Source organism: Dokdonella ginsengisoli (assembly GCF_042652785.1).
Taxonomy (GTDB): Bacteria; Pseudomonadota; Gammaproteobacteria; order Xanthomonadales; family Rhodanobacteraceae; genus Dokdonella_A; species Dokdonella_A ginsengisoli.
In genome coordinates, this window is record NZ_JBHSHD010000010.1 from 187,177 (window position 1) to 201,379 (window position 14,203).

Here is a 14,203-nt window from a genome sequence, read left to right on the forward strand (position 1 = left end):
TTTGGACAACAACCGCATCTATCGCAGCGAACTCGGCCAAGCGGCGGAACACGCCGTCCAGCGCGAAGCGGTCCGCTGAAAGCCGCGGATCGATCGGCGTGCCTTCCAGCGACGCCGCGACGCTCGTCGTCGTCGCGCAGGAAGTCGAGCGACGGCAGAGAGGTCAGAGCCGGCGATTCACGCCATTTTCCGAAAGCATGCGTGTCGGTTTGATGAAGCGCTCGAGCGCTGTCCGCGCGGGAAGGTTGAATCGAACATGGGAAGACCTCGAGAGCGTGCTCGGCTCCTCGTGGGGGCGAGCGCGTGCGAGCTTTCTTGCTGCAATGTAAAAGGACTTCAACCGCCATCGTTGTTTGCATTGTCGTGATCCGGGCGTGCTAGAAAACGCTGCGATCTGCAGTCGTCGATTCCTCCGCGAGCTTCTCGCGGAAGATCCTCGTGCTGCAGCCTTCCCAGCGACCAGGAGAATCCCATGGCAGGTTGGTTCGAGTTGAGCAAGAGCAGTGACGGTCAGTATCGCTTCGTACTGAAGGCGGGCAACGCCGAGACGATTCTGACGAGCGAGCTGTATGCCGCGAAGGCCTCGGCCGAGAACGGCATCGCGTCCGTGCAGACCAACAGTGCGAGCGAGGATCGCTACGAGCGCAAGACGGCCTCGAACGGCAAGGCGTTCTTCAACCTGAAGGCGGCCAATCATCAGGTGATCGGGACCAGCCAGATGTACGCGTCCGAGGGCAATCGGGACGACGGCATCAAGAGCGTCCAGACCAACGGTTCCACCAAGACCGTCAAGGATCTGTCGTAACGTTTCAACCCATGAAAAAACCGGTTTGGAGACTTGGGTCTCCAAGCCGGCGGTGGATCTGCCCATCGTTCATCGACATCCGCCGCGGAGAGTCGACCTGGCCGGGTCACGGAACCGGGACCCCGCACCTCGATCGATCACCGCGCAGCCCTCAGGCACAGCGATTTTCGAAAGCGCTCGCACTCGTCGAGCGCGAGCGAATGCCGGGCCGCTTTGCCAGCCCGAGGCCTATTGCAGCGTGACGCGTTTGCGATTGTCCTCCGAGACGCGGTCGATCAGCTTGTTGTACGGGTCGATGCCGGCCTCGTAGGGTGGTTCGTCGACGGTCACCGTCAGTGTGCTGTCGCCGTCGCCGATACGGCGCTTTCCCAGGAACAGCACTTTCTGGTGCGCTTCCTTGTCGTCCGTGGCGCGGGCGAACACGCCGATGTCGATCGCCTGGTCGAACACGGCCGGCGTCTCCTTGCCGACGCCGTCGTTGTAGACCTTGCCGGTGTGCAGCGACAAGGTGACGTCGTATTTGCCGTCGTCGCGCTTCTTCGCGACCGCCTCGACGACGCGGTTGTCGTGCACGGTGATGCGGTCGAACAGGTCGCCGATCAGCGGCGACCACGACGCTCCGGCGGCTTCGCGCAGGTCCGCGAGGAATTCGCGCGTGGTCGTGTACGGCGGCTGCTGGAACGCCTTCTCGCGCGCGTAGCGGGCGAGCACGCCGTTGACCAGATCCTCGCCGAGATAGTCCTTCAGCGCATACATCACCACCGAGCCCTTGCGGTAGTGGATGTACGGCTGGTTCTCGACCAGGCCGAGCGGCGTCTCCTCGACCACCTCGCCGCCGCGGCCGGCGAGATAGCGGTCCAGTTCGTACTTGAGGAACTTGCGCATCTGCGCAGGGCCGTATTCGTGCTCCTGCACCATCAGCGCCGAATACTGCGCGAACGTCTCGTCCAGCATCGTCACGCCCTGCACCAGCGCGCCGATGACCTGATGCGCCCACCACTGGTGCGCCACTTCGTGCGCGGTCACGTAGAAGACGTAGTCGACGTCGTCCGGATCGCGCAGGTCGGCGATGAAGCCGATCGCTTCGGAGAACGGCACGGTGTTGGCGAAGCTCTGCGCGAAGGTCTCGTAGCCGGGGAATTCCAGGATGCGCATCTGGCGGAACTGGAACGGCGTGTAGGCCTTGCTGAAATGCTCGAGCGACTTCTTCGTCGCGTCGACCATGCGCTCGACGTTGTAGGCGTGCTTGGGGTCGTAGTAGACCTCCACCGCGACGTCGTTCCAGCGGTCGCGCCGCACCTCGTAGCGCGCCGACTGGAACGAGAAGAAGGCCAGGATCGGCTGGTCCATCTTGTAGTGGAAGTAGCGGCGCGGTCCGTGCCCGGGCGTGTCCGCGGTCCATTCCTTTTCCAGGTAGCCGGGCGCCAGCGCGATCTGGTCGGGCACGGTCGACACCGTCGTCTCGAAGCGCACCCAGTCGGCATCGCGGCCGAGCAGGTTGAACTGCCGCGCCGCTTCGTCGTCGATCTTCGGCATGCGCGGACGTTGCGGCAGGCCGTACTTGCGGCGGTCGTTGCGGTCTTCGAGCTGGCCGTTCTCGTCGTAGCCGAAATGCGGGAACGAGCTGCTGTCGAAGAAGGTGCCGTTGTCGACTACGCGGGTGTCCTCCGGCGCATTGCGGAAGCCGCGGCTGGCGTACTCGAGCGTGAAGCCGAAATCCATCGTCGCGCCGGGTGCGAGCGGCTGCTTCAGGCGGTAGATCGTGTAGCCCTGCGTACGGTCGTCGCTGACCACCTCGTGCGGCGCGAAATCGACCGCGACGAGCCTGATCTGGGTCGGCACGCGCACGTGCAGGTCGCTGATCGGCTGTGTGGACCTGTTCGCCAGCACGTAGTGGCCGCGTACGTCGACACGCCGCTGGTGCGGATAGATGTCGACGTCGGCGCGCACGTCGGTGATCTTCGGCTGCGGCAGGTCGAGGTACTGGCGGTACTGCTTCTCGTAGTCGGCCTTCTGCTGCCTGGCGAGATCACCGGGCACGTAGCGGTTGAGCACGTTGGTGTTGTAGTAGATCCAGCCGCCGAGCACGACGAAGCCGGCAACGGAGGCGGCGAGCAGCGCGGCCGACGGTCGCGTCAGGCGCTGCCGTGCGATGCGCGTGCGCTCCTTCCGGCCGCGCGCCGTGCCGCGTACCCAGTACAGCGCCGCAACGACGAGCAGCGCGATCGCCAGGCAGGTCCAGTAGGCGCGGAACCACAGATGCCCGGCCAGGAAATGGCCGTAGCCGTTCATGTCCGAATACAGCGCGGCCGGTGCGGTGCCGTAGTTGTACAGGTGGTGGTCGTAGTGCAGCTGGCCGAGCGCGATGCGCACGACGAAATAGACCACCACCAGCAGATAGCCGATGAACTTGTTGTTCGCGATCGCCTGCAGGAACAGCGCCAGCGCACCGAACAGCAGGAAGCCGAGCGTGGTCAGCGCGATGTAGGACAGGTACAGGCCGGGCTCGATCGGCGTGTCGCCGCGCCAGAGCTGGTAGACCACGCATTCGATCGCGCCGGCGGCGAGGAAGGCGACGATCACCGCCGCCAGCGCGGTCAGCTTGGACAGCAGCGGAATCCAGTCCGGCAGCGGGAACGCGTCGGTGACGTCGCTGATGCGATGGCTGCGCTCGCGCCAGACCAGTTCGCCGGCGTAGAACGCGACGACGATGATCAGCAGAAAGTTGTAGCTGCCGTCCATCGCCTGAGTCATCAGGTGCGTGACCGGATAGACCTTGGTGCCGAACAGCTCGTTGGAGAACGCCAGCGAGCCGCCGAGGTTCATCAGGCCGAACGCCAGCATGACCAGGAACGCGACGCCGCCGAGCACGCCGCGCGTGTCGAACCAGGCGAGCTGGTGCCACTGGGCGAAGCGCGCGGCGGCATCGGTGCGCACGGTCGACGCAGGTTTTTCATGCGCGACGGGCGTATCGACCTGCGCGACCGCCTTCTTCGCCGCACTGCGCCGCCACCGCCGCCGGGTGCCGGCGCGCTCGGTGCGGAACCAGGCGAACGCGGCGCCGAGCAGCAGCAGCGCGATCGCCACCCACATCGCACGGTTGGCCAGCAAGGTGCCCGACAGTTCCGGCAGGCGCGTATTGCGTTCCTCCGCCGACCAGTAGCGCGTGGCGAGATCCATCGCGCCGAGGCCGAACGGATCGATCATCGCGCCGAACGTGCGGTGTTCCAGATTGCCGAGCGCGATCGCTGCGATCTGCCACAGCACGAAGAACGCGACCACGCCGATGTAGGTGGCCAGCATCGAACGCGTCTGCGTCGCCAGCAGGAACAGGAAGGCCGACAGGAAGAACAGCCCCGGCAGCACGAACACGGCGAAGGCGTACAGGTACGTCGACAGTCGCGTCGGTCCGAGCCGCTCCGGATCGACCCACGGCATCAGCGCGCCGAGGCAGAGGCCGAACGCCACCACCACCAGGACGCCGATCGCGGCCAGGTAGCCGGCCAGGAAACGCCCGCCGAGATAGGCCGAGCGCGGCATCGGCGTGGAGAAGAACAGTTCCGCCGTGCCCGTCTCGAAATCGCGCAGGGCCGCATTGGCGACGAACAGCGGAATCAGGAACAGGCCGAACAAGGTGAAATAGGTCAGCCACTGCGTCACCACCAGCGGCGCATTGCGGTGCACGTTGCCGATGCCGCCGCCGATCTGCACGGAATCGGAGCCGGCGACGGCGAACGCGAGCGCGCCGAAGGCGAGGGCGACCATCCAGAACAGCGGGCTTCGCAGCTGCTGGCGCAGTTCGAAGCGAAGGATCTCGAAGAACATGGGCCGATCTCCTCGTGCCGTGCGCTCAGGCCGCGCGCATCGCGTGGCGGCGCAGCTCGCCGAAGTAGACGTCCTCGAGATCCGGATCGACCGATACGAAGCCGTCCTCGGGCCGCGCATCCGCCAGCACGTGCACGATGGTGCGGCCGCCGACCAGGCGTGTGGACAGCACCACCAGGCGCCGGCGGTATTCTTCCAGCGCTGCCTTGGGCACTTCGCGCCGCCAGACGCGGCCGGCCAGCGCGGCGATGGTGTCGCCGGGCTGGCCCGACAGCAGCACCTGGCCCTGCGCGATGATCGCCATGCGCGGGCACAGGTCGGTGACGTCCTCGACGATGTGGGTGGAGAGGATCACCACCACCTTCTCGCCGATCTCGGCGAGAAGATTGAGAAAGCGGTTGCGTTCTTCCGGATCGAGGCCGGCGGTCGGTTCGTCGACGATGATCAGCTTCGGATCGCCGAGCAGGGCCTGGGCGATGCCGAAGCGCTGGCGCATGCCGCCGGAGAACGTGCCGAGCTTCTGCTTGCGCACCTCCCACAGGTTCACCTGGCGCAGCAGGGACTCGACCACGGCGCGTCGTTCGCTGCGTACGACCAGTCCCTTCAGTACGGCGAAATGGTCGAGCATCGTCTCGGCCGAGACGCGCGGATAGACACCGAACTCCTGCGGCAGGTAGCCGAGCAGGCGCCGCGTCGCCGGCTTGTCGGCGAGCAGATCCCGGCCGTCCAGCGTGATCGAGCCGCTGTCGGGATCCTGCAAGGTTGCGATGGTGCGCATCAGCGAGGACTTGCCGGCGCCGTTGGGGCCGAGCAGGCCGAACATGCCGACCGGAATGTCGAGCGAAACCTGTTTCAACGCTCGCACGCCGTTGGGATAGGTCTTGGACAGATCGCGGATCGCAAGCATCGGCAGGCTCTCTCGGCAGCGGGAGAAGGGTTGCGCGACACACGCTATCACCGAGCCCGGCGGGGAGGGCATCCATCGCAAGTCATGGATGCGCGATGCACTTCGCATCGTGCGGAGCGTCGGCGCAGACGTTTCGGAAGGATCGCCTCGCGGCAGCGCCTCGGCGACTGAGGCGGCGTGACTCACTTCCGGAGGAAACTGTACGAATGGGCCGATCTGTCCGGTGACTGGCGCCGTCGACGGCGCGCAGGACTCGAACGAACGAAAGATTGAGCGGCTCGCAGAGCCACTCTGGTTCGGAAAAGTGCCACCACGTCGAGCATGCAAGCGCTGGACGCGATGAAGACGCCGCGGCTGCTTTTTTTGCCAGCCGCGGCAGGACGCCCGGTATTGCAAACCACTCGATCTTTCAGGCGGCGAGATCGAGCGTAGCCATTGCGCTACCTCCCGGATTGGCGCCAGCTGCGCCAGGCCAGGCCGAACAGGCTGAGGGCGATCAGCAGCTGCGCCCAGTCGTGCACCGCCGGCACCGGATGTGGCGTCTGCGTCGGTGTCACCGTGCCGATCACCGTCGCCGGGCATGGCGGCTGCGTACCGGCCGGCGCGCAGGTGGCGATGCCGCTCGGCGTGACTGTGGCCGTGTTGACGACGGTCGCCGGCGGGTCCGCCGAGACGGTCGCGACGACCGTGTACACCAGCGTCGCGCCGACCGGGAACGTCGCGATCGTCTCGGCGATCGCGCCGCTGCCGCTGGCGTTCGGGCAGGTCACGCCGCCGGACGCGGCGCAGGTCCAGGCGAACGCGTCGATGCCGGCCGGGATCGGATCGCTGACCAGCGCATCGGTTGCCTCGGCGCTGCCGACGTTGCGCACGGTGATCGTGTAGACCACCGTGCCGCCGGGCTGCAGCGTCGCGGTGTCCGCGGTCTTGGTAATCAGCAGCTGCGGCGTGCCGGTCACCGGAGGTACCTCGATCGAGGTGCAGTTCGCCGGCCGCGGCGTGACCGCGCAGTCCGGCGGCATCGTGCCGGTCTCGTAGGCGACGTTGCCGATCTGCGTCGTGCCGGCCGGGATCGGATCGACCACGCGCACGACCACGGTCAGGGTCAGCGTGCCGTTCGCCGGCACCGTCAGTCCGCTCCAGCTGACCACGCCGGCGGCGAACGTGCCGCCGTTGTCGGCGGAGACGAAGCTCGTGTTCGCATCGAGCGGATCGGTGACGCCGTAACCGGTCACCGCGCTGCCGCCGGCATTGCTCAGCACGATCGTGTAGGTCAGCGATTCGCCCGGCGCGGCCAGGCCGTCGCCGTCCGCGTCGGCGACCGACTTGGCCAGCGTCACCGCGCCTTCGGTCGGCACGATCACGCACTGCGGCCCGGCCGGTGGGCACGACGGCGGCGTGGTGCCGGTTTCGTAAGCGACGTTGGCGACGTGGGTGATGCCCGCCGGCAGCGGATCGGCGACCTGCACGATCACCGTCAGCACCAGCGAACCATTCGCCGGCACCGTGAGTCCGCTCCAGGTGACCATGCCGCCCGAGGCGACGCCGCCGTTGTCGGCCGAAACGAACGTGGTGTTCGGATCGAGCGCGTCGGTGACGCCGTAGTGGGTCGCGTCGCTGCCGCCGGTGTTGCTCAGCGTGATCGTGTAGGTCAACTGCTCACCCGGTTCGGCCACGCCCGGCAGCGCGCCGCTCTCGCCGGTGAGCGCCTTGACGATCGCCACCACCGACGGCGTCGGCGTGCTCGTGCAGTTCGGCGGCAGCGGCGTGACGCTGCAATCCGTCGGCGGGCCGATGGTCGGGTCGTAGGCGACGTTGCCGATCGCGGTCACGCCGGCCGGGATCGGATCGGTCACGCGCACCGTCACGGTCAGCGTCAGGTTGCCGCCGGCCGGCACGGTGAGGCCGTTCCATTCGACGTTGCCGCCGACCTGGGTGCCGCCGTTGTCCGCGGAGACGAAAGTGACGTTCGGATCGAGGCGGTCGGCGACGCGCTGGTCCAGCGCCGGCGCCGTGCCGTTGTTGCTCAGCGTGATCGTGTAGGTCAGCTGCTCGCCCGGCTCGGCCACGCCGGCCGCGCTGCCGTTCTCTCCGGTCAGCGCCTTGGCGATCGTCACCTGCGGCGTGCCGGTGCAGGTGGCCGCATCGCCGCTGGCGCTGCCGCCGAGCACGGCGCTGTTGCGCAGGCCGCCGCTCTTGTTGGCGCAGTCGTCGGCCAGGTCCGCGTCAGTCAGCGTGAACGTCACCGTGTAGGTGTAGGTCTCCACGCCCGCCGCGGCGATCGTCTCGCCGGTCACGATCGTGCCGCCCGTCGCCGTCAGCGTGCCCAGGGTCGTCGCCAGCGGATCGGGGCCGGCGTGCGTGACCGCACTGACCGCGTCCACCGTGGCACCGGCGAAAGCAAACGCGTCCGAAAGGTCGTAGCTGCCGCCGGCGGCGCCGATGTTGCTGATCGCCACCGTGTAGGTGATCGCGTACTGGTTCGCCGTGCCGGTCGGTACCGGACCGGTCGCGGTCTTGATCACCGCGATGTCCGGCACGTCGCTGCAGGTGCCGACCTGGCCGCTGGAGCTGCCGCCGAGCTCGGCCTGGTTCCTCAGGCCGCCGCCGCCGGTGCAGAGGCCGACCCCGTTCACGTCGTCGATCGTGAAGGTCACCGTGTAGGTGTAGCTCTCGCTGGCGCCCGCGGCGATCGTCTCGCCGGTCACGATCGTGCCGCCGGTCGCCGTCAGCGTGCCGAGCGTCGTCGCCAGCGGATCGCTGCCGCCGTGCTGCACGGCGCCGACCGAGACGACCGTGACGCCGCCGAAGGTGAACGTGTCGGCGAGATCGTAGGTGCCCGGCAAGCTGCCGTCGTTCTGCACGTTGACCCGATAGGTCAGGCGGTACTCGTTCGGGTTGCCGGTCGGCACCGGACCGCCGGCGCTCTTGCCGATGCTCACCGCCGGCGCACCGGTGCAGGTGGTCGACTGCCCGCTCAGCGAGCCGCCGAGTTCGGCCAGGTTGCGCAGGCCGCCGGACGGATCGACGCAATCCTGCGCCATCGCCGCATCGGTCACGGTGTAGGTGACCGTGTACGTCCAGGTCTCGGTGCCGCCCGCGGCGACGCTTTCGCCAGTGACGATCGTGCCGCCGACAGGCGCGGCGAACGTGCCGAGCGTGCCGTCCTGCACGTCGCCGGTCGACGAAGCGTACGCCGGCGCGCTGATCGCGTTCACCGTGGCGCCGTTGAACGTCAGCGCGTCGGTCAGATCGTAGATGCCGCCCAGCGTGCCGCTGTTGGTCACGTCGACGGTGTAGGTCAGCGTGAACTGGTTCGGCGTACCGGTCGGAACCGGCGCGGCCGCGGTCTTCACGACGCTGACGCTCGGCGCGCCGGTGCAGGTGCCGGCTGCCGGGGCGCCGGCGGACGCGCCGCCGAGCAGCGCGCGGTTGCGCAGACCGCCGGAAGGCGACGCACAATCTGCCGCGACGTCGGCGTCGTCCACCGTGTAGGTCACGGTGTAGGTCCAGGTCTCCGAACCCTGCGCGCCGATACGCTCGCCGGTCACGATCGTGCCGCCGGCCGGAGGCGTGAACACGCCCGGCACGCCGTCCTGCACCTCGCCGCTCGACGAGGCATAGGCCGGCGCCGTCATCGCGTTGACGGCGGCGCCGTTGAACGTCAGCGCATCGGCCAGATCGTAGGTGCCGACGCTGCCGCCCGCGTTGCGCACGGTGACGACGTAGGTCAGCGCGTACTGGTTCGGCACGCCGGTCGGCGTCGGCGTACCAGCCGACTTCGCGATGAACACCATCGGCGCGGTCGGCACGACGACGCACTGCCCGCCCGCCGGAGGACACGGCGGCGGCGTGGTGCCGGTCTCGTAGGCGACGTTGCCGATCTGCTGCACGCCGGCCGGGATAGGATCGGCCACCTGCACGACCACGGTCAGGGTCAGCGTGCCGTTCGCCGGTACGGTCAGGCCCGCCCAGGTCACCGCACCGGCGGCGGCCGTGCCGCCGTTGTCGGCGGACACGAACGTGACGTTCGGATCCAGCGTGTCGGTGACGCCGTAGTTCAGTGCCGGCGTGCCACCGCTGTTGGTCAGCGTGATCGTGTAGGTCAGCTGCTCGCCCGCTTCGGCCTGGCCGGCCAGGCTGCCGCTCTCTCCACTGAGGGTCTTGATCAGCGTGACGTTCGCCGGCGCGAGTGCCGGTGTCACTTCCTCGCAATCGTTCGGCGCGACCGCGCAGTCGACTTCACCCGGAATGGCGACGGTATTGGTGATCGGGGCGCCGGTGAGTGTCGCGCCCACCTGGACCGTGAAGCTCAGGTCAGCGCTGGCGCCGGCCGCAACGTTGAACGTCGAGGTATTGCCGCACGAGGATCCGGCTGCGGCAGCGGCGCAGGTGAAGCTGTCGCCACCGGTGTGGGTGGTCTGGGCCGGTACGGTTTCGACCACGTCGCCGGCGAACAGGGTTGCCACGGCGCCGCCCGAATTGGTGACCGTGAGGGTGTAGGTCAGCGTGTCACCGGGCGACACGGCGGCCGGCGGCACATACGGAGCGCCATTCACGGCGGTCAGGGTCTTGGTGACCGACAGCGCGGAATCCGACCGCGCCGGGAAGACGCAGGAGGCAAGATCGCGGGACGCGTTCGCCGTGGTGTCGGACAGATGGACGATGACGCCCGTCGCCGGATCGTATTGGTAGTAGGCGCTCGGCGAGGGCGCGTTGTTGGCGAGAATCAGCGTGCCGTCGTCGGCGAAGGCGATGCCGGCCCAGCCGATCGTGCTCGGCGAACCGCCGAGCAGCGGACGCGTCTGGCGCACGGCCGGGAACGGCGAGCTGCCGCTCAGGTCGAGGTGGTAGAGATCCTGGCCGACCGCCAGCCAGGCCCTGCCGCTGCCGTCGAAGGCGATGTCCCCGGAACCGACGTCGGTCGGCGCATGGTCGTAGTTCACCACACCGATCGAGGTCACGGTGTAGCCGAAGGCGGAGGACGACTCCACCTTCCACACCTCCGGGTTCGACCCGGAACCCAGCAGGTAGCCGGTGCCGTCCGCGTTGAATCCGCCACGCGGGAAATCGGGCGAAACGAAGGGGCCGAACGCCACGTACCAGCCGCCGTTGGCGGAGTCGTAGGCCCACAGGGTGGACTCGGTGCCGCTCGACCGCTGAATCATCAGCAGGCGGTTGCGCAGCGGATCGAGCATGAGGGCATTGAGGTTGCCCGACACCGTGGCCGGAAGCAGCGGCAGGAGCGCGTCGGACGTCGTGCCCGGCGGCGTGTAGCCGTAGATGCCGACGCCGTTGACGAGGTTGAAGACCTGCGCCGGGTCGCCGGCCGCCGGACAGAACGCGAACGCCGGCGGGCCGCTGGAAACCCACGAAACCGCGGCGGAGTCGGTGACGCGGGAGGTGCTCGGCGCGACGATCGTCAGGGTCTGGGCATGGCTGTCGGCGGTGGCGACACCGCCCGCGGTCTCCGGAACGGAGACGATGTTTCCGGAGATGCCCGAGCCCGCCGCAGAGACGGTGACGGTTGCCGAGCCCGCCGCGGTGACCGCGGTGAGATCGATGTAGATGTCCTGCCCGTCGGTGACCGCTGCGGTGTCGATCGCCGTGCCGCCGGCATCGGTCAGCGTGTAGCCACCCGTCACCGAAACGCTGGCAATCGGCTGGTTGGTGCTGACCGTGAACGGGCCGACCAAGGTGCCTGCGGTCTGCGCGCCACCCGGAGCAACGATCGTGGCCGTACTCTGAAGCTCGGCAGGGGTCATGCCGCTGCTGGCGTTCGCTCCATTGACGAGGTACCAGTAGGCCGTCTCCGAGTCCGGCGTCGACCAGCTCCAGGAAGCGTCGAAGTTCAGATCGGTGTAACGCCAGATCGCGTACTGACCCGCCTCGATGGCGTCATTCGCCGAGATCCCGGGAGCACCGGCCGCGGTGCCGAAGTCGGACAGACTCAGGTAGGGATAGCTGTGCGCCAACACCCAGAGCACTTTTGCCTGGATCGCGGCACTGGTGAAGTAGTTGCTGCCCAGGTACGACGGCGGCGCTTCGAGCGTCGCAGTCCGGAAGGTCCCCAGGGGGACGTCGTGCTCGACGCAGTAGCCCCAATAGTCCGGAGTGCCGAGATTGCCGATGTCAGGCGGCGTGTCGGTGAAGATGCCTACCAGGGCGCTCCCGCTGTAGCCCTCCATCTTGTGTGCGACATAGACCGAGTCGCCCACGCCGGGTTCGGCGGCAGAAGCCGGGCTCAACGGCAACCATGATGCGACCGCCATCGTCACTACGACCCAAGCGGCGGCAGCCGACGCCAGCCGCTTACGCCAACGCAACAAAGCAGTGTTCATAGCGATCATCCCCTTAAATGCTGTAGCAGAAAGACAGAAGCGGGGTCGGAGTACCTGATTCGACCCGTTATTCCTCATCGCACGACGAGCAGCCACGGATGGACACGGACTGATCGCCGCGCCCGTGTAGAAGACGCGTGAAGAGCGGAACCGCATGGGTTTGCATTGCTCATGCAAAGGCCCGGCACAAAAAATCACGACGCCATCGCCGACGCCCTCGCTCCCGTCCGGCGGACGTTGACGAACGACGCATCGATCGAAAGGTCAAGGCGACACCGCTCGTGCCTGCTCCTCGCTGGCGTCCCTATCTCGCAAAAGAGCGACGAATCCGGACAAGGCTCTCTTCGCGCACCGTCGATCGCGGGAGCGCCCGACATCATCGAAAAGGTCACCCAGGGTCGGCAGCCGGTCGGATTCGCCGTGAAATCGCTGAAGCGATTCCCGCCGCTGGATTGGGACAAGCAGCGGCGTCTCTACTGCATGTCGCGCTGAGCGAAGCCGGCTTCTTGAGTCGAGTTCGCGCGTCTGTGCGACTGGCAAGTAGCAGTCACCCGGCACTAAACCGCGCGGCATTGCAGAGGGTAGAAAAGGGAACCGGGCTCGCAAATCGGCCGCGAGAGACAGCGGGCCAATTTCAGAGAATGGCGCGGGGAAGGCTGGAAAGAGTCCGGCCGCGATCGCGGAAATCTCAGGATTTCAGGCATAAAAAAAGCCGGCTTGGAGATCGACTCCAAGCCGGCGGGTATATGGCGGAGCGGACGGGACTCGAACCCGCGACCTCCGGCGTGACAGGCCAGCATTCTAACCAGCTGAACTACCGCTCCGCGCTCGATTGATGTGCAGCGATCCGCGGTGGCGGATATGAAAAACCCCGCGGCGATGCGGGGCGTTTCGTGGGCGTAGATGGCGGAGCGGACGGGACTCGAACCCGCGACCTCCGGCGTGACAGGCCAGCATTCTAACCAGCTGAACTACCGCTCCGCGTTGTCTCTACTGCCGGACACATCCCGTGTCCCTTGCTGCGACCGAACCTCCGGTTCGGTTTCCGCCCAACACTTTATGGCGTCCCCAAGGGGATTCGAACCCCTGTTACTGCCGTGAAAGGGCGGTGTCCTAGGCCTCTAGACGATGGGGACGCTTAGGAAAACCGTACTGCGTGAAGCGACTGCCTGAGGCAGGTGAAACCGTGAATCTGGTGGAGCCAGCCGGGATCGAACCGGCGACCTCTACAATGCCATTGTAGCGCTCTCCCAGCTGAGCTATGGCCCCGGGAAAGACGCGGGAGAATAGTGATCCGACTCGCTTTCGTCAACTAACTGACCGAACTTTTTCGCATGCGCGCGAACAGGCCGCGCTGGGAGGCCTCGGCGGCGGGGGCCGGCGAGACTTCGACGTAGCCGATGGCGTGGTAGGCGTTGACGAAATCGGCGACGTCGGCGGCAGTGGCGCTGCTGTGGCCGGCGATCTCCTCCAGGGTAGCGGCTTCGCGCAGCATCGCGGTGGCGATGCGGAAGTGCTTGGGGAATTCGCGCTCGCTCGGCGGCCAGGCCGAGAGCTTGTAGCGGGCGGCGGGATCGAGGCGGGCGTCGAGCTGGCCGGCACCGCGCAGCAGATGGGCCAGCCAGATCAGGCGCGAATAGGGCTGGGCGGCGAGGTTCGCGGTGGCGGCGTCGAATTCGTCCGTGGTCACGGGGCGGACCGCTTCCGCGGCGACGGGCTGCGAGCACCAGCCGGCGAGCGACTTCAGAGTGCCCTCGGCGTACCAGCTGCGCGCAGCGGGATCGAGCACCAGTGCCGGCCGTCCTTCGGCGGCGAGCCGGACCCGGCCCGCGGCGGCGGCCGGGCCTTCGAGCAGGTCCAGCAACGATGTCGGCGCCGGCGCCGGTTGCGCGGCGACGGGCGGCGGGGCGGTCTCTTCGGCGGGCTCGGGCTCGGCGGCCGGCGAGGCGGCGGAGAGCAGGGCGCCGGCCCGGTTCAGCAGCGCGGCGAGATCGGCGGCGAGCACCGGCTTGGCCAGACAGAGTTCGCCGCGGTAGGCCTCCGGCTGCGAGGCGCAGGCGGCGACGAGGCGGCCGTTCGACCGCTCGCGCAGCCAGTCCATGTGGCCGTACACCGATTCGGTGTCGATCAGCAGCAGGTCGGCGACGGCCCGCTCGGCGACGCGCCAGCGGCCCTGGAAGCGCTGCGGCTGTTCCTCCAGCAGGGCGGTGATGCGCGCGCGCAGCGGCTCGTCCGCTCCGACGATGCAGAAGGTGTGCGTTCTCGTCTTGATCATCCGCGTTCCGCTGGTCCGGGCGGGCAGGATGAGAGCAAGGATTGTGCCGC

General features: G+C 67.7%; 5 protein-coding genes and 4 tRNA genes. 1 reads left to right on the top strand and 8 read right to left on the bottom strand.

Translation table 11 applies throughout. The features are described 5' to 3' along the window. Window positions 1-472: 472 nt before the first annotated feature. A complete protein-coding gene (locus ACFO6Q_RS13175) occupies window positions 473-805 on the top strand; it encodes a YegP family protein (protein ID WP_380021569.1) in 333 nt (110 codons plus the stop codon). 228 nt (window positions 806-1,033) lie between these two features. On the opposite strand, the gene ACFO6Q_RS13180 is transcribed toward ACFO6Q_RS13175, so the two are convergent. From ACFO6Q_RS13180 to ACFO6Q_RS13215, 8 genes are all read right to left on the bottom strand, one after another. Next, on the bottom strand, window positions 1,034-4,630 hold the full coding sequence (locus ACFO6Q_RS13180; protein WP_380021570.1) for an ABC transporter permease/M1 family aminopeptidase: 3,597 nt from the start codon (window positions 4,628-4,630) through the stop codon (window positions 1,034-1,036). A 25-nt stretch (window positions 4,631-4,655) separates the two neighbouring features. Beyond that, entirely contained in the window at window positions 4,656-5,537 is an 882-nt protein-coding gene (locus ACFO6Q_RS13185; RefSeq protein ID WP_380021571.1) for an ABC transporter ATP-binding protein, read from the bottom strand. Window positions 5,538-5,977: 440 nt separating this feature from the next. Further along, window positions 5,978-11,755: a Cys-Gln thioester bond-forming surface protein gene (locus tag ACFO6Q_RS13190; protein WP_380021572.1), complete on the bottom strand. Its 5,778-nt coding sequence runs from the start codon at window positions 11,753-11,755 to the stop codon at window positions 5,978-5,980. A gap of 870 nt (window positions 11,756-12,625) precedes the next feature. After that, a tRNA-Asp gene (locus tag ACFO6Q_RS13195) sits at window positions 12,626-12,702 on the bottom strand. An 80-nt stretch (window positions 12,703-12,782) separates the two neighbouring features. Further along, window positions 12,783-12,859 (bottom strand) — tRNA-Asp (locus ACFO6Q_RS13200). A 79-nt stretch (window positions 12,860-12,938) separates the two neighbouring features. After that, a tRNA-Glu gene (locus tag ACFO6Q_RS13205) sits at window positions 12,939-13,014 on the bottom strand. A 57-nt stretch (window positions 13,015-13,071) separates the two neighbouring features. Beyond that, a tRNA-Ala gene (locus tag ACFO6Q_RS13210) sits at window positions 13,072-13,147 on the bottom strand. A gap of 43 nt (window positions 13,148-13,190) precedes the next feature. Next, window positions 13,191-14,153, bottom strand: a complete 963-nt coding sequence (locus tag ACFO6Q_RS13215) for a hypothetical protein (protein ID WP_380021573.1) — start codon at window positions 14,151-14,153, stop codon at window positions 13,191-13,193. Between the last annotated feature and the right edge of the window lie 50 nt (window positions 14,154-14,203).

Bases quoted from the DNA above. Each gene is read 5' to 3' on its own strand.
- ACFO6Q_RS13175 (WP_380021569.1), top strand. From the start codon at position 473: ATGGCAGGTTGGTTCGAGTTGAGCAAGAGCAGTGACGGTCAGTATCGC.
- ACFO6Q_RS13185 (WP_380021571.1), bottom strand. From the start codon at position 5,537: ATGCTTGCGATCCGCGATCTGTCCAAGACCTATCCCAACGGCGTGCGA.
- ACFO6Q_RS13180 (WP_380021570.1), bottom strand. From the start codon at position 4,630: ATGTTCTTCGAGATCCTTCGCTTCGAACTGCGCCAGCAGCTGCGAAGC.
- ACFO6Q_RS13215 (WP_380021573.1), bottom strand. From the start codon at position 14,153: ATGATCAAGACGAGAACGCACACCTTCTGCATCGTCGGAGCGGACGAG.